Origin of the sequence: Kitasatospora gansuensis, assembly GCF_014203705.1 — a bacterium.
Classification (GTDB): Bacteria; Actinomycetota; Actinomycetes; order Streptomycetales; family Streptomycetaceae; genus Kitasatospora; species Kitasatospora gansuensis.
The window spans coordinates 3,904,863-3,929,171 of sequence record NZ_JACHJR010000001.1 but is presented as its reverse complement, the minus strand read 5'-3'; the positions used below and the strand labels follow the sequence as shown (position 1 = coordinate 3,929,171).

The following is a 24,309-nucleotide window of genomic DNA, read 5'->3' as shown; positions in this document are numbered from 1 at the left end:
TACCTTTCTCCTGATACACCGACAGTTCACGGTGGAACACATCTCCTCCGGCACACCCGAGGAGAGGCAGGGTCAGACCGTGCTGATCGAGTTCACCGAGATAGAACCGGACCGGAGCTGCGCCTGCGCGGGCTGCTCGGCCCGGCGGCTGGCCCGGATGCACGGGGCCGGTCCGGCCGACGGCGGCCACCGTTCGGCCCGGGGCGCCCGCCGGGCGGCGGTCCTGGTCGCGGCGGTCGGCACCGTCCTCGGCGGCGGTGCGGCCGCCGGGACCACCGGCCCCACACCCGCCCCGCAGCCCAGCGGCAGCGCCACCGGCTCCACCCCGCAGGGCGCGGTCAGCCCGCTGTTCGGCCGCCAGAGCGACCAGGCACCCCGGCTGCGTTCCGTCGGCACCACCACCCGCACCGAGATCCTGGCCCGCGCCCAGCGCTGGGTGGACCAGCAGGTGCCGTACAGCATGAGCAGCTACTGGTCCGACGGCTACCGCCAGGACTGCTCCGGCTTCGTCTCGATGGCCTGGGGCCTGGGCAGCAGTCAGACCACCTGGACCCTGCCGGACTTCGCCACCCGAACAGACCGCAGCGAACTCCAGCCCGGCGACGCCCTGATCTACAACAACCCCGCCAACCCCGGGGCGGGCTCACACACCGTCATCTTCGGCGGCTGGACCAGCGCGGCGCAGACCCAGTACGTGGCGTACGAGCAGACCAGGCCGGGCACCCGGAAGCGGGCCACCCCGTACGCGTACTGGAGCAACTCGGCCTCCTACGTCGCCTACCGCCACCGGGGCCTGGACGGTACCCGGGCGGACGGCTTCCCCGGCGCGGACAAGTTCGGGCCCGGGCAGTCCAACCCGTACGTGCAGCAGCTCGGCGAGATGCTGGTGAAGCGCGGGGCCGGACGGTTCTACGGCGAGGGCCCCGACCCGAGCTGGGGCGAGCCGGACCGGCGGGCGACCGAAGCGTTCCAGCTGGCCCAGGGCTGGCGCGGGTCCGAGGCCGACGGCCTGCCGGGCAAGGACACCTGGGACTACCTGGTCAACGGCAAGGGCCAGGACATCCCGGCCGCCGCCACCCCGCCCCCGCCGCCCGCCGGTGCCCCGGCGTATCCGGGAGCCGACGCGTTCGGGCCCGGGCGGTCCAACCCGTACATCCAGCAGCTCGGCGAACAACTCGTCAGAAAGGGCTACGGCCGGCACTACAGCGAAGGCCCCGGCCCGTCCTGGTCCGAGAGCGACCGGCTGAACGTCGCCGACTTCCAGACCGCCCAGGGCTGGACGGGCAGCGAAGCGGACGGCCTTCCGGGGCCGCACACCTGGCGCTTGCTGTTCAGCTGACCCCTAGTTGCACTATCCAGGGGCTCGGGGAACTGCGAGGAGATCTGGCGTTCGGGTCACTGCGAAAGTGCCTGACCACCTACGCGCGATCACCTTGCACGAGGTCGGCGTCGCCCACGCGGCGGAGCCGCACATCAGCAGAGCCCCGAGCCCCTGATGGCTGACGCCTCAGCTCAGCGCAGCGTGCGTCCGGATCCAGCTGTGCATCGCGATCGCGGCGGCCGCGCCCGCGTTGATGGAGCGGGTCGAGCCGTACTGCGCGATCGAGCAGACCGCGGTGGCGTGCGCCCACGCCTCCTCGGTGAGGCCCGGGCCCTCCTGGCCGAACAGCAGGATGCAGCGCGCGGGCAGCGGGAAGGTCTCGATCGGGACGGCGCCGGGCAGGTTGTCGATCCCGATGATCGGCAGGTCGTGGGCGGCGGCGAAGGCGGCCAGGGTGGCGACCGAGTCGTGGTGGCGGACGTGCTGGTACCGGTCGGTGACCATGGCGCCGCGCCGGTTCCACCGCCGCCGCCCGACGATGTGCACCTCACCGGCCAGGAAGGCGTTGGCCGTCCGCACCACCGAGCCGATGTTGAAGTCGTGCTGCCAGTTCTCCACCGCGACGTGGAAGCCGTGCCGCCGGGTGTCCAGGTCGGCGACGATCGCCTCCCGGGTCCAGTAGCGGTACTGGTCGGTGACGTTGCGGCGGTCGCCGTGGGCGAGCAGCTCGGGGTCGTACTGCGGACCGGCCGGCCACGGCAGCGGGTGCGGGCCTACGCCGATCTCACGCTCGTCGTCGCCGGCGGGGGCGAAGGCGTCGTCATACTGTTCGCCCGCGTGCGGGGTACCGATGCTGCTGCTCACGCCCCCGAGGGTACGGGGCGCTTGGCGCGGGTGGTCTTCTCGAGGTCGGTCAGGGCGGAGAGCAGCAGCCGGGAGCCGGCCCGGGCCACCTCGACCCGGTCGGTGGCGGGCAGGCCGGCCAGCCGGTCGTCCCACTGGCGGTGCGCGGCCCGCAGCCCGGTGAGATCGACCGGGTCGCCGACCAGCAGGGCGGCGGCGGCGATCGCGGTGGCGTCCCGGAGCTCCTCGGCGAACTCGGTCGCGCCGGGCACCGGGTCGGCGTCCTCGGTGGGCAGGTGAGCCTCCATCAGGACGGCGCTGCGGCCGAGCAGTCCGATCGCGGCGCGGGCCCGGTCGACCTGTTTGCGGGTCAGCTCGGGCAGGTGCGAGTCGTGCCTGACCGGCTCCGCGTCGGCTCGTTCGATCGCCTGGAGCAGCTCGGAGCGAGCCTCCCTGGAGTCCAGCAGGGCAGTCCGGACGGTCCGGTGCTCCGAGCCCGCCGGGTCGCCGAAGACGGTCAGCACCGCGGCGGCGTACCGTCCGGCGGCGGCCAGCCACTCGGCGAGGCGCTCGGCCAGCCGGGCGGTCTGCCAGGTGGGGAAGAGGGCGTAGGCGAGCAGCGCGATGGAGCCGCCGAGCAGGGTCAGGGTGATCCGTTCGGCGGCGGTCTGCAGTGGGTCGCCCGGCTGCAGGCCGAGCAGGAAGACCACGTAGCTGGAGACGCAGGCGGTCATCACCGCGTAGCCCGTACGGAGCGTCAGATAGGCACCGCCGATGAAGGTCACCGCCAGCGCGGCGGAGAGCCACTGGCCGGGGTGGAACAGCTGGACCACGGCGGTGCTGACCGCGACGCCGACCACGGTGCCGGCCAGCCGGGCCACGCCCCGGCTGAAGGTCTGGGCGAAGTCGGGGCGCATCACCATGGCGGCGGTCAGCGGGGCCCAGTAGCCGTGGTGCAGGTGGAGCAGTTTGGCGGCCAGGTAGGCGGCGGTGACCACGCAGGAGAGCCGGACGGCGTGCTGGAAGACCGCCGAGTGCGGCTGGAGCTGGCGGCGGACGGCCAGGGCGGCGTCCGGCAGCAGCCGGAAGAGCGAGGGTCGCCGCAGTCCCGGCCCGATCACCGGGCTGCTGACGGTGTCCTGGTCGTGCTTGTCCAGGGTGTCGACGGCCTTGCGGAGCAGGCTGGTCAGCCGGCGGGCGGAGCGGCGGGCGGCTCCGGTGAGCACGCTGCGGCCGTCCTCGGTGTCCCGGCCCTCCCGGCCGACCATGGTGAGCGCGGGGGTGGACTTGGGCAGCCGGAGCGGGTCGCCGGTACGGATCGCCCGGGCCAGCGCGTCCATCGCCTCGGCGGCGGCGGCCAGCACCTCCCGGGCCCGGTCCCGTTCGGGGCCCTCGGCGGGAGCGCCGACCTTGGGGTCGGCGAGCGCGGCCAGGGTGGGGCGGACGCGTTCGGCGATGCCGCGCAGTCCCTTGAGCTCGGCCGGGCGGTGCCTGGCCTGCCAGGGGGTCAGCGCGGCGGCCTGCCTGGCCAGGATGAACGGGGCCGGGTCGACGTGCGCGACCGGGTCCTGGCGCAGCCGGCGGGCGTAGTGGGCGAGTTCGGCGTAGGTGTCGGCGAGCGCGTCCCGCTGGGCCCGCCAGCTCTCGATCGGCCAGAGCGTGACGACCAGTGCCTGGGTGCCGCCGCCGAGCGCGCAGAGCAGCCCGTGCCCCAGTGCGGTGGGCACGCTGACGGGCAGTTGGACCACCACCAGCATCACCGAGACGGTGGTGCTGGCGACCACGCCGCCGCTCGGGCCGATCGACCAGGCCAGCCCGGCGGCGAAGGCCCAGACCGCGAGCAGCACCGGGAAGGCGCCGGGGATGCCGACCGCGAGGTAGCCGCAGAAGGTGCTGACGCCCAGTCCGATCCCCGCTGCGACGGCCAGCGAGGCGCGCGGGCGGAAGCTGCGCTGGAAGGTCGCGGTGCCCGCGATGAAGGCGCCCATCGCGGCCGAGGTGGCGGGGCCGGGTCCGGCCAGCGCCAGGGTGGGGAAGACCACCAGTGCGGCGGCGACCGCGCCGCGCAGCGCGCGCTTGGGGCTGGAGAGCGTCCGGTCCACCTTCAACCCGGCGCGCACACTGTCGCGCAGGGCCGCAAACCAGGACATAGGGCACAGCTTAGACGCTGTCGGCCCTCGGACCCCGTACCCGGCGCTCGATCCACAGCAGGGCGGCGGTCGGCAGGAAGACCGCGTCGGCCGCGACCATCGCCAGCGAGAAGAACGGCAGGCCGAGCAGGACCGCGATCGCCAGGTGCTCGGTGATCATCATGGCCAACAGGACGTTCTTCAGCCGCCGGTTGAACAGCGTGAACGGGAAGGCGACCTGGAGGATCACCGTGCCGTAGCTGAACAGGAAGACCAGCAGCAGGCTGGAGCCGACCAGCCCGGAGAGCCAGGGCCAGGGCGTGAAGTAGTCCAGGTGCAGCGGGTAGTGCAGCGCGGTGCCGTCCTGCCAGCGCGAGCCCTGCACCTTGTACCAGCCGGCCGTGGCGTAGATCAGCACCACCTGGACGGCGATCACCAGCATCGCGCAGTTGTGCAGCATGGTGGCCAGCGCGTCCAGCACCGCGCGCGCCTCGCCGTCCGGACGCCACCGGTTGACGGCCCACCAGATCCCGGCCACCAGCCAGAGCAGCCACGGCCAGGACGGCGGACCGGCCGCCAGCAGGGCGCCGAGCAGCAGCCAGAGCCAGACCGCACCGCCGTCCCGGCCGCGTCGGGCGTCCAGCGACCAGACCCGGGCGCACCGGGTCAGCACCAGGTAGACCGCCATCAGGTGGACCACGTTGTCGCCGCCGTCGCCGACGAAGACGTTCCGGTTCTGCAGCGAGAGCACGGTGACCAGGAAGACCGCGCCGCTCGCCCTGGTCCGCCAGCCGAGCGTGAACAGCACGGCGGCCAGGATCGCCAGGTGGTAGACCAGTTCGAACCAGAACCGCCCCTGGAACCAGGGCAGCACGGTGAACGCGTGGTTCTCCGCCAGCAGCCGGTCGGCCAGCTCTGCCGACCAGGGCGAGCGGTCGCCGTACAGCACCCGGCGGTTGGGCCACTCCCGGATCAGGTAGCCCGCCCAGGCCAGCCCGAAGCCGATCCGGGCCACCGCCGCCTGGTACGGGCCGAGCGGGCGGCCGGTGAAGGTGCCGAAGGCGGCCCGCAGCCGGTGCGACCGGCGGACCCGGCGGCCGAGCCCGCGCGGGGAGTGCCGCCGGGGGTCGTGCTGGCGCGGGATGCCGCCCAGCAGCTGACGGTCCGTCGACTGCTCGGTGTCCTGCTGCGGGGTGCTCACCACAGCCCCCGCAGGTCGTTCTCGCCCACCGGCCACCAGGGCAGCTCGCGGTACTTCGGCTCGGTGTCCACCTGCTCCCGGCTCCACTCCGGCGGGGCCAGCTCGGCCGTCCCGACCCGCAGTTGGACCTGGAACAGCCGCAGGCCCCGGTCGGCCGGGCCGAGCCGCTGGAGCGCGACCCGCTTCAGGTACTGCTCGGCCAGCCCGGCCCGAGGTCCGATGACCTGCTGCTCGGCGTGGGTGGAGTCGTAGAAGTCCAGGGCCCGGCGCAGCAGGTTCTGGTCCACGTGGCTGGGCGCCGGGTTGTGCCGGACCGCCGCGATGTCACCCGCCGTCAGCCCGGCCCACTCCCGGGTGCTGACCGTGCCGTCGGCGGCGATGGTCTGCACCCGGGCGTCCACCGTCACGTTCTGCTGCAGCGGGTTGGGCGCGAACAGCCGCCAGTTCTGCTCGAACTCCGGGTAGACCACCGCGTCCAGCTCGGCGCGGTACTGCTTGGACAGCGCGTTGGACGGCGCCGAGTGCAGGAACAGCGCGGCCAGGAACAGGGCGGTACCGCCGAGCAGCACCGCCCCGGCGGTACAGAGCACCAGCAGCGCCGGGGTGGACCAGGTACGCACGGCCGGATCTCCCCTCGGGCTGCGGTGTGCCCGGTCATCCTGCCCTACCGGGGCCGGAGCGACTAGAGAACGAAAGCGTCCCGGCCGTCGCTGCTCACCATCGGGCGGCCGGCCGCCTCCCAGGCGAACATCCCGCCGTCCACGTTGACCGCCTCGCGGCCCTGGGCCACCAGGTACTGCACCACCTGGGCGGACCGGCCGCCGACCCGGCAGAGCACGTACAGCTTCTCGTCGGGCAGCTCCTCGATCCGGGCGATCACCTCGCCGATCGGGATGTGCAGGGCGCCGTCCACGTGGCCGGCGTCCCACTCGTCCTGCTCGCGGACGTCGAGCAGCGGGGCTTCGGTGGGCACCGAGGCGGCGTCGGTGGTGGGGAGCTGCTGGGCGAACATCGTCTGGGTCTCCTGTGTCCGTTGGTGGTCAACGCCATTGTCGCCCGACCCGGCCAACAGCCGCTCCAACTCGGCCTGCTTGGCCGCGGCCTGCCCGAGCAGCTGGTCGGCCAGCTCCTCCAGCAGGCGGTCGGGCTCCTGCGGGGCGAGCCGAAGCAGCTCGCCCATCGGGGTGTTCTCCAGCCGGACCTGCTCGGTGGCCAGCCGGCCGATCTTCCCAGTCAGCCACTCCAGCCGCTGCCGCAGCCAGTCCAGCCGGTCCGGCGCCTCCGGGGCCGGGGCGGCCTCCGGCGCGGTGGACCACTCCTCGGTCAGCTCGGCCAGCGCCTTGGCGTCGCCGTGCGCGTACGCCTCGTTGACCCGGGCGATGAAGGCCACCCGGCGCTCCTGCTCGGCCGGGTCGGTGGTCAGATCCGGGTGCGCCCGGCGGGCCAGCTCGCGGTAGAGCCGCTGCGCGTCCTTGCCGGGGCGGACCCGGCGGGGCGGCTCGGGCTCGGCCGGCCGCTCCGCCGCCGGCTCGTTCTGCAGGCTGTCGAACAGCGCGTCCAGGTCCGGGAGTTCGTCCACCCGCTGCCTGGCCTCGGCCGCCCGGCGAAGGTCCTCGGGGGCACCGGTACGGGCCGCCACGGTCTCCGCGACCAGCGCGTCCAGCTCGTCCAGCCGCGCGTACAGCGGGCCGAGCAGCTGATGGTGGATCAGCGCGAAGTTGTCGATCTCGACCCGCAGGGTCTCGACGTCCACCTCCAGCGTCAACCAGGCCAGCTCGGTCGCCGCCACCCGCTCCTCGAGCTGCCAGCGCTCCTGATCGGCCCACTGGACGGGGCTGCTGCTCTCCGCGCTCACCTGCTGTGCCTCCGTCCGGGGGATACGGCCTGTCACCCTAATTCCTTATTAGCGGTCCGTGGAACCGAAGTGGTTTTCGGCCGGACCGTGCAGGTGCTGGGGCGGTGACGCCTGTTGTCACCCGGGCCTCGGAAGCCTACCGGTAGAGCGGCGGACGGCCTCGGCACTCAGTCCGTCGGCCCTCGGGGCGCTATGCGGACGCATTTGCCAGACCCGGCGTTCGACGCCTTCTGGCAGAGCTGCGGTGCTTGGTGCTCCGGGGTCGTCGGCGGGCGATGGTGATCGTTCGTTGGTGATGTTGGCGGTGCGAGCCCGTTCCACGGTGACCTCTCGAAAGGCCCGAGCCTTGAGCCCTGGCACAGACCGAGGCCCGCGGAGCGAGCTGGTGCCACGCAACAACTAGTGCGATGTCGGCCCGGAACGAGGCCTGGAATTAGGGAGCTGAGTGGCCCCACACGTGCTCGCGGATCAGTGCCCGAGCATGCCCTGACCAGGGAGAACAGCATGATCTACTGCGGGATCGACTGGGCCGAACGGACCCACGACGTCGCCCTCGTCGACGACAGCGGCCAGCTGCTGGCCAAGCGCCGCATCACCGACGACGCGACCGGCTACCAGCTCCTGCTCGACCTCCTGGCCGAGCACGGCGACACCGCCGAGGACCCGATCCCGGTCGCCATCGAGACCGGCCGCGGTCTGCTGGTCGCGATCCTGCGTGCCGGGGGCCGCAAGGTGTTCGCGATCAACCCGATGGCCGCCGCCCGCTACCGTGACCGCCACGGCGTCAGCCGCAAGAAGTCCGACCCCGGCGACGCCCTGGTGCTGGCGAACATCCTGCGTACCGACATGCCGATGCACCGGCCGATGCCCGCCGACACCGACCTCGCCCGCGCCATCGCGGTGCTGGCCCGGGCCCAGCAGGACGCGACGTGGAACCGACAGGTGATCTCCAACCAGCTCCGCTCCCTGCTGCGCGAGTACTACCCCGCCGCCCTGGACGCCTTCGCGCCCTGGCAGAACGGCCTGTGCCGCCCGGAGGCCCGCGAACTCCTGCGTCTGGCGCCCACCCCGGCCCGCGCGGCGCGCCTGACCCGCGCCCAGATCGCCGCCGCCCTCAAGCGGGCCGGCCGCAGCCGCAAGCTCGACACCGAGACCGACCGCCTGCGCGAGGTCTTCCGCGGCCAGTACGCCCACCAGCCCCAACTGGTCGAGGACGCCCTCGGCAGGCAGATGCTCGCCCTCCTTCACCAGCTCGACGCCACCTGCCAGGCCGCCGACGAACTCGCCCAGGCCGTCGAGGAACTCTTCCCCCAGCACCCCGACGCCGAGATCCTGCTCAGCTTCCCCGGCCTGGGCACCCAGCTCGCCGCCCGCGTCCTGGCCGAGGTCGGCGACGACCACACCCGCTTCGCCGACGCCCGCGGCCTCAAGGCCTACGCCGGAGCCGCACCGATCACGCGCGCCTCCGGCAAGAAGAGCCACATCGGCAGACGCATGGTCAAGAACGACCGCCTCAACCACGTCGGCTACCTCTGGGCGTTCTCCGCCCTCACCGCCTCACCCGGCGCCGGCGCCCACTACCGCGCCCGCCGCGAACACGGCGACTGGCACGCCGCCGCCCAACGCCACCTCTTCAACCGACTGCTCGGGCAACTCCACCACTGCCTCCAGCACCACGAACGGTTCGACGAAGGCACCGCTTTCCCCACAGCCGCTCCGGCGGCAGCTGCTGCGGCGTGATGGATGCCGGTTGTTGCGGCGGTGGTGTCCCAGCCCGTGGCCTGCCGATTTCAGCCCAGGCCTGCTGGTGCCGCAGTCAGCGGCTCACCGTTCAGGTCCTGGCAGTTCTTGCCGAGATCCCACCAGAGCTGGCCGTCCGAGGTCAGATAGGGGTACATGTCACGCACGCCACTGCCGCGATAGAGCGCCTGGGCGACCTCGTGCAGGAACGGGGCCAAGCCCGGCCACTGGTCGGAGAAGTCGCCACCGCCGGAGTGGCCGGCCCAACCCAGTCGCCCGGGCTCGCTTCCAGGTCGCAGGTCGATCACCTGGGCGTTGCCGTCCGCGCTCTCGGCCCAGGGAACCCACAGGGGGTGCCACCAAGGCTCGTCATCCCCGGGCCGCGCCACCAGGCCGTCATTGTCCGACGCGATCTCCAGACACATCCGCCAGTGCTCCGCGATGCCGGCCGCACCGAGTGGCGACTGCTCCGGCAGGAGGCTCGCCCACTGGCTCACGCCGTTGTGGCACCGCAACGATTCGCACAGCTCGACGGGGAACTGCACGCCGAGCACACGTTGAGCCGCCTCCAGCTCCTCCGGAGCCACAGGAGGTTCGAGCAGCGCCAACGTCGCCGGGGCATGGACCGCCAGCCAGGCGTCGATCCGCTGCCAGGACAACGACACAGCGTGCTCACTCATGCCGCCATCCTGCCCCACCCGACAGACAGAGCGAACGTTGCACGCCGCGGCGCTCCCAGGACCCAGCTACAGCGAGGGACCCTCCCTCGACATGTCCACCGCTTGACGCTTAATCACGTGCGATGTCTACCGGGGCGCCGCCGGGTGTACCGGTGGTACAACGGGGCGCACAGAGGGTGACACGCAACTGATACTTACGAATCTCCCCGTTTCGCTTTCAGTGCCGCCCCCCGCCGTGCTTCGCTGGAGGGTGCAGCGGGACCGGCACAGACAGGAAGCGGCGGCCAGGCGGGAGCAGACCCAATTCATGGTGGACCAGCCAGATTCCCCACCGTCGGCCGACCAGCCGGCCGTCGTCGCCTTGGTGCGACTGGCCGTCGTGCTGATCGATCCGGACGGTCGGATCACGTACTGGAGCCGGGCCGCCGAGGAGCTGTTCGGCCACCGGGCCGAGGTGGCCTTCGGGCGGACGGCCTCCGGGCTGCTGCCCGCCGTCGAGCCCCGGCCGGAGCCGCTGCTGCCCCGGGCGGGCGGCGCCGCCCGCCGGTGCGACGCGCTGGACACCCTGGGCGACCTGACCCAGACCGGCCCGGCCCCGTGGGCGGGCTCGATGGCCGTGGTGGACCGCGAGGAGCGGCTGCGGGACGTGTTCTGGTGGGCCTACCCGCTGACCGAACCGACCGGCCGCGGCCTGCTGGCGCTGGCCGCCGACGCCCGTCCGCTGCGGGCCGGCGGCCCCCGGATCGCGCTCGGCAGCCGGCAGCTCCCGTTCACCCCCTCCCCCGGTCCGGTCGGCGGCCTGCACCGGCTCCGCCCCGACCTCGCCCCGGCCGGGCAGGGCGACACCGGCCCGCTGGCCGCCCTGCTGTCCACCTGCTCCGAGGAACGCCGGCACCGCCTGCTCGGCCAGCTCCGCGCGGCCGGCCTGCCGGCCCTCTGGGTGGACGCCACCACCCGGCTCCCGGTGCAGCCGTACGAGCCGGCCGGCACCGCCAGGGCCGCCGCCACCGGCCTGGGCCGCCGGTACCCGACCGCACAGCAGCGGGCCGCCCAGCCGCGCGCCGGGCGCCGCCCGGCCGAGGCGCAGCGCCCCGCCACCGGCGGCTCGCTCCAGGTGCTGGCCAACGGCGCCGGTTCGGTCCCCGCCCCGCGTGACGCGAGCCCCAGTACGTCCACCGGACCTACCCCGGGAGGCCCCGCCATCGAGTCAGCAGCCGACCGCACCAGGAGCAACGGCACCGGCGGGTGGGTCCACAAGACCGTCCCGCCGCGGCCCCCCGTCGCATCGCCGATCGCCTCGCCCGCCGCCGCACCCGCCGTCGAGGTGCTGACCAGCAGTCCGGCCGGGGAGCAGCTCGCCCTGCTGAGCGAGGTCGGCAGCCGGGTCGGCACCACGCTGGACCTGGACACCACCGCCCGCGAGCTGTGCGAGGTGCTGGTCCCGAGCATCGCCGACTTCGCCTGCGTCGACCTGCGGGACGGCCTGATCTCCGACTCGGTGCTGCCGACCAGCCGCCCCTCCGACAACACGATGCTGCGCCGGGTGGCCCGGTCCTTCAACGCCACCGTGGGCCAGTGGGAGCACGTCCTGGAGGAGGGCGCGCTGCTGGCGATGCCGCGCTCCACCCCGCCGGGTCTGGCCCTCCAGGAGAACCACCCGGTGCTGGTCCCGGTGATCAACCCGGACGTGGCGGTGGACTACGCCGCCTCGCTCGGCGGCCCGGAGCTGGTGCCGGTGGTGATGGGCCGTTCGATGCTGGTGCTGCCGCTGTCCGCCCGGGGCACCGTGCTCGGCATCCTCAAGCTGCTCCGGCTCCCCGACCGGGCGCCGTTCGACCACGCCGACGCCGCCACCCTGCGCGAGCTGGCCGCCCGGGCCGCGCTCTCGCTGGACAACGCCCGGCTGCACCGGATGGAGGCGAAGACCGCCACCATCCTGCAGCGCTCGATGATCCCGACCCGCCCGCCGAAGATCCCCGGCGTGCAGATCGCCCACCGCTACCTGCCCGGCGACCAGAAGGCCGAGGTCGGCGGCGACTGGTTCGACGCGATCCAGCTGCCCGGCAGTCGGGTCGCCCTGGTGGTCGGCGACGTGATGGGCCACGGCCTGCTCTCGGCGGCCGCGATGGGCCGCTTCCGGACCGCGATGCAGACCCTGGCCGCGCTCGACCTGCCGCCGGGTCAGCTGCTGCGCCACCTGGACAACCTGGCCCACAAGCTCGGCGACGACCACCTGGCCACCTGCCTGTACGCGGTCTACGACCCGATCAACCGGACCTGCGAGCTGGCCAGCGCCGGGCACGTGCCGCCGGTGCTGGTGCACCCGGACGGCACCGGCGAGCTGCTGGAGATCCCGTCCGGCGCGCCGATCGGGGTCGGCGGGGTGCCGTTCGTCTCGAAGAAGATCGACGTCTCGGACGGCTCGATGCTGGTGCTCTGCACCGACGGCCTGGTGGAGGTCAGGGGCGGCGACATAGGAGCGGGCCTGGCGGCGCTCTGCGGGAATCTGATCGACCCGAAGCAGAGCCCGGAGGAGGCCTGCGACGTGGTGCTGGAGCGGCTGCACTCGGAGGACCGGCAGGACGACATCGCCCTGCTGGTGGCCCGCTTCGACGGGGTCGCCCCGACCGAGGTGGCGACCTGGGAGCTGGCGGTGGACGAGACCGAGGTCCGCCGGGCCCGCCGGCTGGTCCGCGAGCAGCTCGCCGCCTGGCAGCTGACCGCGCTCACCGACACCGTCGAGCTGCTGGTCAGCGAGCTGGTGACGAACGCCGTCCGGGTCGCCAGGGACCACGTCCAGCTCCAGCTGATCCGGGTGGACAAGCTGCTGGTCGAGGTCAGCGACGACAACCACAACCTGCCCTCGCTGGAGCCGTCCGAGGAGCTGGACGAGAACGGCCGGGGCCTCAACCTGGTGAGCAAGCTGGCCGAGAAGTGGGGCACCGCGCGCAAGGCGGTCGGCAAGGTGGTCTGGTTCGAACTGATGCTGCCGCGAAGCTGACCCGCGAAGCTGGCCAGGGGGTCAGGAGACCACGGCACCGGCGGCGGCCGCCGCCCGGCGGCGCCGTGCCTCGGTGGCGACCGAGGTGGCGGCGCCGACCACGGCCAGCACCCGGGGCCAGAAGTCGCCGAACACCTCGACCGCGGCCGCCAGCAGCACCGCCGCGAGCAGCGCCACCACGTGCTCCAGGCCCGCCAGGTTGGGCAGCACGATCGCCTCACCGATCATCACCGCGGCCACCAGACCGGCCGTCCACCAGGCCCGGCAGCGGATCGCCACCACGATCGCCAGCGCGACCACGGCGGCGGACGGGCCGGTGTCCCGGACGTGGGCCACCGCGGCGGGGAAGCCGAACAGGTGATCCGGGCCGATCGCCACGCCGACCCGGGCGAACAGCGTGCCCGCCAGCGTGCAGACGTACGCCACCACCAGGGTGAGCCGCCGGCCGAGCACCAGCTCGGCGAGGCCGAAGACCAGGAAGACCTGCACCAGCGCGCCCCAGACCGGCAGGTCGAGCGCGGGGACGTACAGCGAGAGCGGGGTGCGCAGCAGCGAGACGTCCAGCGGGAGACCGGCCTTGACCACTCCGACGTGGGTGACGAAGCGCTCCCCGCCGGGCAGGTGCTGGACGATGCTGAAGAGCAGGACCAGCAAGGTGGCGGTGGTGGCCAGTGGGACGGCGGCGAACCGCTTGCGCGCGATCTCCGACCTGAGGGTCGAGAACAGCACACCCCACTCGGCCGCTGCGGCCCGCCTGAGCACTCCGTGCTGCTGGTTCACTGCTGTCCCCGTTCTCACTCCTACATTTCCCGCACACCCATTAATGCGTGGTGTCCTACATCAACAGTAGGTATCCGATAAACGGGCCGCATCAGCTCCTGAGTGGAAGTCAGGTCATCCTCCAGGGGGACAAAACCGGGATTGCCTCCCCCGGTCGGCTGGTAGCGGCCGGAAGTCCTCCGCCCCCCGGCGGAGGACTATCCCTCCCCGCCGCGTTCCGGGACCGGCAAGCTGGCCGCAGCCGCCGAATCGGCGGTGGGCCGGGCGTGCCGACGGCGGAACAGGGCGGGAAGACTGGGGGCGGTGATGAAACCCTCGGCGCGGGCGCTGGCGATGCCGATCCGGGGAATCTCGCTGCTCTTCTCGAACAGCAGATAACGCGGCTCCCAGATGGGCCGGTACTTGGCGTTCGCCCGATAGAGGGACTCGATCTGCCACCAGCGGGAGAAGAAGCCCAGGACGGAGCGCCACAGCCGCAGCACAGGACCGGCGCCGAGCTTCGAGCCGCGCTCGAAGACCGAGCGGAACATCGCGAAGTTCAGCGAGACGCGCTCCAGGTCGACCTCCTTGGCGCGCTGGAGGAGTTCGATCACCATGAACTCCATCAGGCCGTTCTCGGTGTCCCGGGCACGGCGCATCAGGTCCAGCGACAGTCCGTTCGCGCCCCAGGGGACGAAGCTCAGCAGCGCCTGCAGTTCGCCGTCGGCGTCGTGGCACTCGAGCATCACGCAACGGCCGTCGTCCGGGTCGCCGAGGCGGCCCAGCGCCATCGAGAAGCCGCGCTCGGTGGCGCCGTCACGCCAGTGGTCGGCCTTGTGGACCAGCTCGGCCATCTCCGCCTCGGGGATGTCCTCGTGGCGGCGGACCCGGACGGTGTACCCGGCCCGCTTGACCCGGTTGTACGCCTGCCGGACCACCCGCATCGCGCGGCCGTCGAGAGAGAACTCGTCGAGTTCGACGATCGCCTCGTCGCCGAGTTCGAGGGCGTCCAGGCCGTGCCGGGCGTAGATCACGCCGGCGTCCTCGGAGGCGCCCATCACCGCGGGGACCCAGGCGTGCTCGCGGGCCTCGGACAGCCAGGCGTCGATCGCGCCCGGCCAGGCCTCCGGGTCGCCGATCGGGTCGCCGGAGGCGAGCGAGACGCCGCCGAGCACCCGGTAGGCGACGGCCGCCTTGCCGCTGGGGGAGAAGATCACGGCCTTGTCCCGGCGCAGCGCGAAGTAGCCGAGCGAGTCGCGCTCGCCCTGCTTGTCCAGCAGCGTGCGCAGCTGCAGCTCGTCCTCGGGGGTCAGCAGCTCCTGCCCGCGCGGCGAGCGGAACGCCACGTACATCACCAGCAGGAAGAGCACCGCGCTCATCAGGTTGATCGACCCGTTCACCCAGGTGGGGACGGAGATCACGCTGGAGGCGTGCTCGGTCGGCTGGAGCGTGATCATCCGGGCGATCGAGTAGCCGAACCGGTCGCCGAAGCCGGCCCCGGCGACCGTGTTGGTCATCCCGACCAGCAGCGCGCCGATCCCGCCGCCCAGCAGCAGGCCGCCCGCGAAGGCCGCCACCGCCGCCTTCGGGTTGGAGCGGTCACCCTTGGAGGTGAACTCCTTGCGCCCGACCAGCAGGGCCAGGAAGAACAGCCCGGTGAGCACGGTGGAGAAGTAGTTGAACGCGTGGTGGTTGAACCGGACCCCGTCCTCCGTCCAGACCATCGCGGCCAGGTAGAGCAGGAAGAACAGCCCCGAGACCACCGTGTTGAAGATCCACGCGGCCCGCTTGCGACGCCGCATCGCCACCGCGAGCAGCAGCGACAGGACCGCCGAGGTCAGGCCCGCGGTCATCAGGTACGGGGTGAAGTACTCGCCCTCGTTGTGCGTCTGGACCTGGTCCCGGAACGGGACGGCGAGCACCGCCACCACGTTCAGCAGGGCCAGCAGACGCAGGTACCAGACGGTCGCCCGGGCGGCCCTGGGCCGCCAGCGGGCCAGCAGCCGGGCGGCGGCGCCGGGGCGCTCGTCAGGGGTGGTGCTCGGAGGCTCCGGCTTCACGGTGGAGGACACAGCTCAATTCCAAACGATCAGTTGTGGGGGCGCATCCGCACGAGATCACCTACGGGCGGTTACACCGCATTCCATGGTTGCTCACAGCGGATGAGAATTACGTGAACCCGGTAGCGGATTCCGCACCCCGCCGAACGGCGGGGGTGGTCTCCCTCCGGCCGCCGTCACACCCGCTCCGACCTGCCCCTAGGCTCGGAGCACCAGCCGCCCCACCACCCCGAGGGAGAGACCATGACGGCGATCCGCGTCCTGATCGTGGACGACGAGATCCTGGTCCGCTCCGGCCTTGGCCTGATCGTCGGCTCGGCCCCCGACCTGGAGGTGGTCGGCGACTGTTCGGGTGGCCTGGCGGAGGAGAAGGTCACCCAGCTGCGTCCGCACGTGGTGCTGCTCGACATCCGGATGCCCGACCTGGACGGCATCTCGGTGCTGCGCCGGCTGCGCGCCCTGCCGAACCCCCCGGCGGTGGCCATGCTGACCACCTTCGACACCGACGAGTACATCGGCACCGCGCTGCGCGCCGGGGCGGCCGGCTTCATGCTCAAGGACACCGCCCCCGAACAGCTGGTGCACGCCGTCCGGGTGCTGGCGGCCGGCGGCAGCGTGCTCTCGCCGACCGTGGCCCGCACCGTGATCAGCGGCTACGTCGAGGGCGGCGGCCCGGACGCCGAGGCGGCGGCGCTGGCCCGCAGCCTGACGGGGCGTGAGCTGGACGTGCTGGCGCTGCTCGGCGAGGGCCTGTCGAACGCCGAGATCGCCGACCGGCTGTTCCTCGGCACCGGCACCGTCAAGGACCACATCAGCGCCATCCTCGGGAAGCTCGGCGCCGCCAACCGGGTGCAGGCCGCCGTGCTGGCCAACCGCGCCGGGCTGGTCCGGACCCCGCCCGAGCCGGGCGCATGAGAGCCACCGCCAGAGCCCGGCTGACCGCGCCCTGGCCGATGCTGCTGCTGCCGGTGCTGCTGGCCGCCATGGACGCCGCGCTGGTCGCCAAGAACTCCTCCTGGTGGGAACTCACGCTCTCCGGGCTGGCCACCGGGGCGCTGCTGCTGCGCCGGCGCTGCCCGCTGCTGACCCTGCTGCTGGTGCTGCCCGGCACCTTCGTGAACTACATCTGGATCGCCCCGATCACCGCGGTCTACTCGGTCGCCGCGTACCGGCCCGGGCTGCGCACCACCACACTCTGCGCCAGCGTCTTCGCGCTGGTCGAGTTCTTCCACTGGCCGCTGGAGGACCACCCGCTGGCGCTCGACCGGGACAACGCGCTGTACGCCATCCAGTGCGTGATGCTCGGCGCCGCACCGGCCGCGATCGGCCTGCTGGCCAGGACCAGGACCGAACTGGCCGCCCGGCTGGACGAGCTGACCGAGGGTCGGCACCGGGAGAACCGGCTGCTCGCCGACCGGGTGCTGAGCACCGAGCGGGCCCGGCTGGCCCGGGAGATGCACGATGTGGTCTCGCACCAGGTCAGCCTGATCAGCATTCAGGCCGGGGCGCTCCAGGTGAGCACCGCCGACCCGGCCGCGCAGGCCACCGCGCGGACCATCCGGGAGCTCTCGGTACGCACCCTGGAGGAGCTCCGGCAGATGGTCGGGGTGCTCCGCGCGGCCGGCGTACGGAGCGCTGATCCGCTCGCCCCGCAGCCCCGGCTGGCCGATCTGCCCCGGCTGATCGAGAACAGCGGACTGACCGTCAGCAGCAGCCTGGTGTCCGGGGACCGGCCCTGGCCGGAGGCGGTCGAGCGGGCCGCCTTCCGGACCGTCCAGGAGGCGCTCACCAACATCAGCAAGCACGCCCCCGGCGCGGCCGTGGAGGTCCGGCTCAGCACCCGCGGCACCCGGCTGCAGGTCGAGGTCAGGAACGGCCCGCCGACCCGGCCGGCGGACACCGCGCAGGCCCTGCCAGGCGGCGGTCACGGCCTGGTCGGGCTGCGCGAGCGGGCCGTCCTGCTGGGCGGCAGCCTGCTCGCGGCGCCCACCCCGGAGGGCGGTTTCGTGGTCCGGGCCGAGCTGCCCGCGGCGGGGGAATAGCGAACGGCGCCCTCCCGTGAAGCACGGGAGGGCGCCGGAGTACTACCGGGGACGGGTCAGCTGTAGTAGCCGAACAGGTCCACGATGACCTGGGTGGTGCCGCCGCTGGACGCGGCGAGGTCGACCACGCCGTCCTTGATCGGCACGGTCACCAGGTTGGCGATCGTCTTGCCCTTCGACCAGTTCAGGTTCGAGGAGCCCGGGCGGGCGGTGTTGCCCGGCCAGACGTTCAGGTAGCCGCCGTCGGTGGTCTCGGTCACCGTGACGTTGAGCACCACCGAGGTGGCGCCCTTGAGCGCGCCGTTGTCGTCCAGGTTGAGGTGCACCACCTGGTTGTTGGTCAGCGCGGCGGGCTGGGGCGCACCCTGGCCGCTACGGGTGTCCATCAGCCGCTTCGGGCCCGCGTTGTGGAACTTGCCGCCGGCCGCGTCGGCCGAGAAGTAGCCGAACACGTCGGCGATCACGTCGACCCGGCCGCCACTGCCGTTGAACAGGCTGACCTTGCCGTTGGCACCGACCGGCACGATCACCAGGTTCGGCACCACCTGCCCGGGCACCCAGTTCAGGTTGGACGAGACCGGGCGGGGCTGGCCGGACGGCCAGGCGGTCAGGTAACCGCCGCCCTGGGCGCGGTCGACCGTGGTGTTCAGGATCACCGCGGTGATCCCGGAGGCGGGCAGACCGGCCCGGCCGGAGACCTGGAGGTCCAGCGACTGGCCGGCGGCCAGGGTGCTCGCGTTCTCCCGGGTGTCCAGCAGCCGGGTCGGGCCCGCCGGGGTGAGGGTCGAACCGCTGGTGCCCGCGACGTAGTAGCCGGAGATGTCCGCGATGAAGTGCGACGGCGAGCCGCTGCCGTTGAACAGGTTGACCTTGCCGTCCGCGCCGATCGGCACGGTGACCAGGTTCGGCACGGTCAGACCGCCGGCCCAGTTCAGGTTGGACGAGGTCGGCTTGGGCGTCCCCGAGGGGTACGCGGTGAGGTAGCCGCCCGCGGCGACGTCGGTGACCGTGACGTTCAGCACCGCGGCGGTGGCACCCGCGGGCACCCCGGCCCGGCCGGTGACCTGGACCGACGCGGTGCCGAGGCCGGCCACCTTGCCGGTGTCCCGGGTGTCCAGCAGACGCTCCGGCTGGACCGGCTTGAAGGTACCGGCCGGCTGCACCGGCAGCGCCTGGCAGAGCGCGTTGATCAGGCCCCGGCCCTTCGGCGAACCCGCGCCGGAGGCCAGGTCGTACCCGGCCGCGGCGGCGTACTTGCCCACCCCGCCGATGTCGTTGTTGCCGAGGGTGACGTCGTTCAGCGCGGAGCTGTTGCCGGTCAGGGCGCGCAGCTTCGGGTTGAGGTAGCCGACCGGGCCCTTGGCGGCGCACGCGGTGGAGGCGTTGGCCTGCGCGATCAGCGCGGCCCACAGCGGGGCGGCGCCGCTGGTGCCGCCGTAGATGCCGATGTACGCGGTGCTGGCGGTCGCGTAGTCCGCCACCAGGTAGCCGACGTTCGGGTCGGCCAGCGCGGAGACGTCCGGGACCTGACGGCAGGTCTGGCCGGCCACGGCGCCGCACAGGTTGCTGTAGCCGGGGGCGGTGGCCGAGTTCCACGGGAAGGTGGTGTTGCTCAGTGCCCAGCGGGTGGAGACGCCACCGCCGCCACCGCCGCCACCGGTGTTCCAGACCGAGATCGGGCCGGGGAACTTGCCCAGGCCGCTGTGCGAGGTGCCGCCGATGCCGGTGGCGTACGGCTGCGAGGCCGGGCTGTCCACGTTCAGCAGGGTCGGGTTCTCCGAGCCGCAGTCGGTCGAGCCCGCGTCGCCGGAGGCGACCACCACGGACTGGCCCTGGGCGGCGGCCTGCTGGAGCGTCAGGTTCAGCGTGTTCTCGGCCGAGCTGTCGCGGCGCGCCTCGCAGCGGCCCCAGCTCACCGAGATCACCTGGGCGCGGTTCTCGTCGACCACACGCCGGTAGGTGTCCAGGACGCCCTGGCCGGTGTTCGCGCCCTGGTAGACCAGGATCGAGGCGCCGGGGGCGAGGCTGGCGATGGTCTCCACGTCGAGCGCGGTCTCGCCGCCCTCGCCGTTCTCGACGTCCGGCGGGGCGTCCACGCCACCGACCCGGACGTTGCTGACCGCGGCCTTGGTGCCGTTGCAGGCCTGGTAGGCCTGGATCGCCTCGTACGAGTAGTTCTCGAAGGAGATCACCGCGACGGTGCTGCCGGCCGCGCCGTCCGCGAGCCCGTTGACGTCGTACGCCTCGGCCAGTGCGCCCGAGCTGTAGTAGTCCACGCCGTCGTAGCGGGCGTCGCTGTTCTGGTTCGGCGTGGCCAGGAAGTTCCGCCAGCTGCTGCACAGGCTCGGGGTGGAGCCGATGTTGCGCGGCTCCACGCCGGTCGCGTCCGTCCTGGGGACCGCGATGCGCTGCTTGAGGGCGTTCCGCGGCTTCTGCTTGCCGACCGTCTCCAGGCCGGTCACACCGGCCACCAGCTTGGCGGCGCCGCCGCGCAGGGCCGGGGCCTCGGTGTTGGCGAGGGCGGTCGAGCCATCGGCCAGCCGGTAGCCGGCGAAGCCGGTGTCGAAGGCCTTGGCGGCCTGCTCGACAGTGGCCTTCACCGGGATGGTCAGGCCGTTGGCCCCGACCTCACCCGGCGTCAGACCGGCGGCCCGGAGCGCCTTGCGGACACTCTCGACGGCGGCCGGGGTGGCACCGAAACGTCGGCCGAACTCGCCGGTGGCCAGGTACTGGCCGTACTGCGGCGAGCCCGGGGTGGAGACCGCGTTGACGAAGCCCGCGAGCTCCGCCGCGTTGCGCGGCTCCAGGGTGATGCTCAGGTCCAGCTCGGTGCCACCGGTGGGCGCGTCCGTCCGGACGGCACCCTTCGGGGCCACCGGGGCGCTGCCGACCCGCTCGGTCGCGCTGTCGGCGGCGGTCGCGGTGGCGACCGGCAGGCCGGCTCCGGCGACCAGGGCCGCCGTCGCGGCTATCAGTGCGGTGGCGCGGCCGGCTGACCGTCGTGCTCGTTGCATCCGCGTTCTCCTTGGGATGGGTGGGTGCGGAAACGCGGAGAAATCCGACAGATCGTCACCTTGATGGCTGCTCAACCCCCGTCGGCGCAGACCAATTCATCCAAAAGCAGGAAGAAACGGACATGCCACCGAACAGTCGAACGGACTTCCCCCAGAGAGGTTGTACCAGGCCCAAATGACAGTTCGGACACGGGACGGCCGGTCCGCCGCACTACTCCGTCCGGCCCTGATCCTCCGTCAATCCGACGAACCCGTCCGGACCTGGCACGACCGGCCGGTCCCGGGAAAAACAAGAAAGGGTGCCTCTCTTTCGAGAGGCACCCTTTGCTGGTGCGCGAGGGGGGAGTTGAACCCCCACGCCCTTTCGGGCACTGGAACCTGAATCCAGCGCGTCTGCCTATTCCGCCACCCGCGCATGGGTGTCGCCGTAAGTTCTTCCGACTGGCTCGACCTGAGTCTCGCTGGCCTTCCGTCCGGCTGCCTTGCGGCTGCCCCTTCCGACGTGGAAAACATTAGCACGACCTGCGGGTGCACTACGAATCCCTTCCCGCGGCGGTCCGCAACCGGAGCGCGGCAGTCGGCGGAGCACCCCGATCGGGGGCCGGTCGGGTGCAGGCGAACGGGTGAGCGAGGGGTGAGCCCGGCCCGCTCCGGGTAGCCCTGGCTTGCGGCCCGCCGTGCCCGGGGAACCGTACGGATGGCCCCGGCGTGGATACGATCAGCACGGAAGTACCGCTGTCGGTCCCCGAGCAGCGGCCGGATCGGACCCCTAGGAAGGGGGTGCCCCAGTGGGAGTACTGAAGAAGTTCGAGCAGCGACTCGAAGGTCTCGTGAACGGCACCTTCGCCAAGGTGTTCAAGTCCGAGGTCCAGCCCGTGGAGATCGCGGGCGCGCTCCAGCGCGAGTGCGACAACAACGCCACCATCTGGAACCGCGACCGCACCGTGGTGCCGAACGACTTCATCGTCGAGCTCAGCCCGCACGACCACGAGCGGCTCAGCCCCTACTCGGGCCAGCTCGGCACCGAGCTGGCCGGGATGGTGCGCGAGTACGCCGAGGCGCAGCGGTACAGCTTCATGGGGCCGCTCCAGGTCAGCCTGGAGAAGGCGGACGACCTGGACACCGGGCTCTACCGGGTGCGCAGCCGCACGCTGGCCTCCGAGCAGCCGCCCGCGCCGCCGGCCCCCGCACCGGGAGCCCCGCCCGGGTACGGCCGACCGCCGACCCCGCCGGCCCCCGGCGCACCGTGGCAGCAGCAGGGCGCGGCCCCGTACGGTGCGCCGCCGCCACCCGCCGCGCCCCCGTCGATGCCTCCGACGCCCCCTCAGCCGGGCGGCAACGTCCGGCCGTTCCCCGGGGCGGGCCACACCGGCGCCGCCACCCGGCGCTGGATCGAGGTCAACGGGCAGCGGCACCAGATCACCGGGAACGCCTGCGTGCTCGGCCGCTCCACCGAGGCCGACGTGCGGATCGACGACCCCGGGGTCTCCCGCAAGCACGCCGAGATCCGTCCGGGGACACCCGCGATGGTGCTGGACCTCGGCTCGACCAACGGCATCGTGGTGGACGGACAGCACACCCAGCGCGCTACGCTCCGCGACGGCTCACGGATCGTCCTGGGCAGCACCACCATCGTCTACCGACAGGTCGAAGGGTAGAGCGCGCGGTTATGTCAGAACTGACCCTGACGGTCATGCGGCTGGGCTTCCTGGCTGTGCTGTGGCTGTTCGTCATCGTGGCCGTGCAGGTGATCCGCAGTGACCTGTTCGGCACCAAGGTGAACCAGCGCACCGCCCGCCGCTCGGCCGCCCCGGCGCCCGCGACGGCCGGTCCCGGCGGGCCCGCCAGGCCGCCGCAGCAGTCGTCCGGGCCGCCCACCCAGGGCGGTCGCCGCCGCGGCGGGCCGACCCAACTCGTGGTCGTCCAGGGCTCGTTGGCCGGCACCACGGTCGCCCTGCAGGGGCAGACCATCACCCTGGGCCGGGCCCATGACTCCACGATCGTGCTGGACGACGACTACGCGTCCTCCCGTCATGCCAGGATCTATCCGGATCAGACTGGGCAGTGGACGGTCGAGGATCTAGGCTCCACCAACGGCACCTATCTGGACCGGCAGCGGCTCACCACGCCGACGCCGCTCCAACCGGGCATGCCGATCCGAATCGGCAGGACCGTCATCGAACTGCGGAAGTAGCGGCGCATGAGGGACAGCACACCGTCCACCCGAAGGAGGGCTCGGACCGCATGAGTCTCGTGCTGCGCTTCGCCGCCGGATCCCACAAGGGGCTGATCCGGGAGGGGAACGAGGACTCCGGCTACGCCGGCCCGCGGCTGTTGGCGGTGGCCGACGGCATGGGCGGGGCGGCGGCCGGCGAGGTCGCCTCCTCCGAGGTGCTCGGTTCGATCGTCCGGCTGGACGAGGACGTACCCGGCGCCGACCTGCTCACCCTGCTGAACGACGCGGTGCACGGCGCCAACGAGCGGCTGCGTCAGATGGTCGACGAGGACCCGCAGCTCGAGGGCATGGGCTGCACCCTGACCGCGATGCTGTGGACGGGTCAGCGGATGGGCCTGGTGCACATCGGCGACTCCCGCGCCTACCTGCTGCGGGACGGCTCGCTCAGCCAGATCACCCAGGACCACACCTGGGTGCAGCGGCTGGTGGACGAGGGCCGGATCACCCCGGAGGAGGCCGAGACCCACCCGCAGCGCTCCCTGCTGATGCGCGCGCTGGACGGCCGCGGCCAGGTCGAGCCCGACCTGTCGATCCGTGAGGTCCGGGCCGGCGACCGCTACCTGATCTGTTCCGACGGGCTGTCGGGCCCGGTCAGCCACCAGACCCTGGAGGAGACGCTCGGGAGTTTCTACTCCCCCGAGCAGACCGTCCAGGAGCTGATCCAGCTGGCACTGCGCGGCGGCGGCCCGGACAACATCACCTGCGTGGTGGCGGACGTGCTCGACGTCGGCGCCACCGACCTGCTGAGCGGCGGCCTCGCCGATGTCCCGATCGTGGTGGGCGCGGTGGCCGACACCCCGCCGGGCGCCACCGACCAGGCGATCCTGAACACCCCGGCCGGCCGCGCGGCCGGTCTGGGCCGGCCGGCCGCCCCGCAGGGCGCCTTCGGCCCGGCCGACGGCTACCAGCCCGGTTTCGGCCCCGCCGAGGGCTACGCCGCGCAGCAGGGTTACGACGAGTACGAGGAGGACCGGCCGCGCCGCAAGCGCCGCTGGCTCAAGTTCTCGGTCGCCCTGCTGGTGCTGCTCGGGCTGCTCGGCGGCGCCGGGTACTTCGGCTGGCGCTGGACCCAGGACCAGTACTACGTCGGCGCGGACGGCGACTCGGTCGCGGTCTACCGGGGCATCAACCAGAACCTGGCCGGGCTCGACCTGTCCTCGGTCTACCGTCAGCACAGCGAGGTCGAGCTGAAGTTCCTGCCCGCCTACCAGCGGACCCAGGTGACCAAGACCATCCAGGCCACCAGCCTGACCGATGCCGAGGACCAGGTGAAGCAGCTGGGCGAGCAGGTGGCCGTCTGCAAGAAGGTGGCCGCCACGCCGCCCGGCACCGCACCGACCCTGAACGAGCAGGAACAGAAGCTGGCCTCCTCCTGCCCGACCCAGTAGCGACACCGACCTCCAGCTGGTCCCACGCCGTCGGGGAGCG

At 72.6% G+C, this 24,309-nt stretch carries 17 protein-coding genes and 1 tRNA gene; 8 read left to right on the top strand and 10 right to left on the bottom strand.

All coding sequences use genetic code 11. From position 1 onward, the window contains the following. Positions 1 to 31 precede the first annotated feature (31 nt). A complete protein-coding gene (locus F4556_RS17270; RefSeq protein WP_313068340.1) occupies positions 32 to 1,339 on the top strand; it encodes a peptidoglycan-binding protein in 1,308 nt (435 codons plus the stop codon). 168 nt (positions 1,340 to 1,507) lie between these two features. On the opposite strand, the gene F4556_RS17265 is transcribed toward F4556_RS17270, so the two are convergent. From F4556_RS17265 to F4556_RS39470, 5 genes are all read right to left on the bottom strand, one after another. Beyond that, on the bottom strand, positions 1,508 to 2,185 hold the full coding sequence (locus F4556_RS17265) for a TrmH family RNA methyltransferase (RefSeq protein WP_376775712.1): 678 nt from the start codon (positions 2,183 to 2,185) through the stop codon (positions 1,508 to 1,510). Then, positions 2,182 to 4,314, bottom strand: coding sequence for an FUSC family protein (locus tag F4556_RS17260; protein WP_184916596.1), 2,133 nt, complete (start codon positions 4,312 to 4,314; stop codon positions 2,182 to 2,184). The genes F4556_RS17265 and F4556_RS17260 overlap by 4 nt, the downstream gene beginning before the upstream one ends. A gap of 10 nt (positions 4,315 to 4,324) precedes the next feature. Then, positions 4,325 to 5,494 (bottom strand): HTTM domain-containing protein, encoded by a 1,170-nt coding sequence (locus F4556_RS17255; RefSeq protein WP_184916593.1) that lies wholly within the window; start codon positions 5,492 to 5,494, stop codon positions 4,325 to 4,327. Continuing rightward, positions 5,491 to 6,114, bottom strand: a complete 624-nt coding sequence (locus tag F4556_RS17250; RefSeq protein WP_184916590.1) for a DUF5819 family protein — start codon at positions 6,112 to 6,114, stop codon at positions 5,491 to 5,493. Before F4556_RS17250 ends, F4556_RS17255 begins: the two co-directional genes overlap by 4 nt. 62 nt (positions 6,115 to 6,176) lie before the next feature. Then, the gene (locus F4556_RS39470; protein ID WP_184916587.1) at positions 6,177 to 7,349 is read right to left on the bottom strand and encodes a rhodanese-like domain-containing protein; all 1,173 of its coding nucleotides are present in this window, start codon (positions 7,347 to 7,349) and stop codon (positions 6,177 to 6,179) included. A gap of 504 nt (positions 7,350 to 7,853) precedes the next feature. Between F4556_RS39470 and F4556_RS17240 the strand changes: the two genes are divergently transcribed. Further along, positions 7,854 to 9,089: an IS110 family RNA-guided transposase gene (locus F4556_RS17240; RefSeq protein WP_446684977.1), complete on the top strand. Its 1,236-nt coding sequence runs from the start codon at positions 7,854 to 7,856 to the stop codon at positions 9,087 to 9,089. A 50-nt stretch (positions 9,090 to 9,139) separates the two neighbouring features. Here the strand turns inward: F4556_RS17240 and F4556_RS17235 are convergent, their stop codons facing one another. Continuing rightward, on the bottom strand, positions 9,140 to 9,769 hold the full coding sequence (locus F4556_RS17235; RefSeq protein WP_184916584.1) for an SMI1/KNR4 family protein: 630 nt from the start codon (positions 9,767 to 9,769) through the stop codon (positions 9,140 to 9,142). A gap of 307 nt (positions 9,770 to 10,076) precedes the next feature. Between F4556_RS17235 and F4556_RS17230 the strand changes: the two genes are divergently transcribed. Next, positions 10,077 to 12,770, top strand: coding sequence for an ATP-binding SpoIIE family protein phosphatase (locus F4556_RS17230; RefSeq protein ID WP_184916581.1), 2,694 nt, complete (start codon positions 10,077 to 10,079; stop codon positions 12,768 to 12,770). Between the two features lie 21 nt (positions 12,771 to 12,791). Here F4556_RS17230 and F4556_RS17225 read toward each other — a convergent pair whose 3' ends face one another. Further along, entirely contained in the window at positions 12,792 to 13,550 is a 759-nt protein-coding gene (locus F4556_RS17225) for a hypothetical protein (RefSeq protein ID WP_184916578.1), read from the bottom strand. A 197-nt stretch (positions 13,551 to 13,747) separates the two neighbouring features. Then, a complete protein-coding gene (locus F4556_RS17220; RefSeq protein ID WP_184916575.1) occupies positions 13,748 to 15,601 on the bottom strand; it encodes a phosphatidylglycerol lysyltransferase domain-containing protein in 1,854 nt (617 codons plus the stop codon). Positions 15,602 to 15,832: 231 nt separating this feature from the next. Here F4556_RS17220 and F4556_RS17215 point away from each other — a divergent pair, with 231 nt between their 5' ends. Next, a complete protein-coding gene (locus F4556_RS17215) occupies positions 15,833 to 16,504 on the top strand; it encodes a response regulator (protein WP_184916572.1) in 672 nt (223 codons plus the stop codon). After that, entirely contained in the window at positions 16,501 to 17,631 is a 1,131-nt protein-coding gene (locus tag F4556_RS17210; protein WP_184916570.1) for a sensor histidine kinase, read from the top strand. The genes F4556_RS17215 and F4556_RS17210 overlap by 4 nt, the downstream gene beginning before the upstream one ends. Before the next feature lie 56 nt (positions 17,632 to 17,687). On the opposite strand, the gene F4556_RS17205 is transcribed toward F4556_RS17210, so the two are convergent. Together F4556_RS17205 and F4556_RS17200 are read right to left on the bottom strand one after the other, a co-directional pair. Then, positions 17,688 to 20,645 carry a S53 family peptidase gene (locus tag F4556_RS17205; protein WP_184916567.1) on the bottom strand — a complete coding sequence of 986 codons (2,958 nt, stop codon included), beginning with the start codon at positions 20,643 to 20,645 and terminating at the stop codon, positions 17,688 to 17,690. 328 nt (positions 20,646 to 20,973) lie between these two features. Continuing rightward, positions 20,974 to 21,060, bottom strand: a tRNA-Leu gene (locus tag F4556_RS17200). 373 nt (positions 21,061 to 21,433) lie between these two features. Between F4556_RS17200 and F4556_RS17195 the strand changes: the two genes are divergently transcribed. Genes F4556_RS17195 through F4556_RS17185 form a run of 3 tightly spaced genes read left to right on the top strand, consistent with a single transcriptional unit; the run spans position 21,434 to position 24,269 of the window. Next, positions 21,434 to 22,303 (top strand): FHA domain-containing protein, encoded by an 870-nt coding sequence (locus tag F4556_RS17195; RefSeq protein WP_184916564.1) that lies wholly within the window; start codon positions 21,434 to 21,436, stop codon positions 22,301 to 22,303. An 11-nt stretch (positions 22,304 to 22,314) separates the two neighbouring features. Next, entirely contained in the window at positions 22,315 to 22,839 is a 525-nt protein-coding gene (locus tag F4556_RS17190; RefSeq protein ID WP_184916562.1) for an FHA domain-containing protein FhaB/FipA, read from the top strand. 50 nt (positions 22,840 to 22,889) lie between these two features. Further along, positions 22,890 to 24,269, top strand: a complete 1,380-nt coding sequence (locus F4556_RS17185; protein WP_184916559.1) for a PP2C family protein-serine/threonine phosphatase — start codon at positions 22,890 to 22,892, stop codon at positions 24,267 to 24,269. The last annotated feature ends 40 nt before the right edge of the window (positions 24,270 to 24,309 follow it).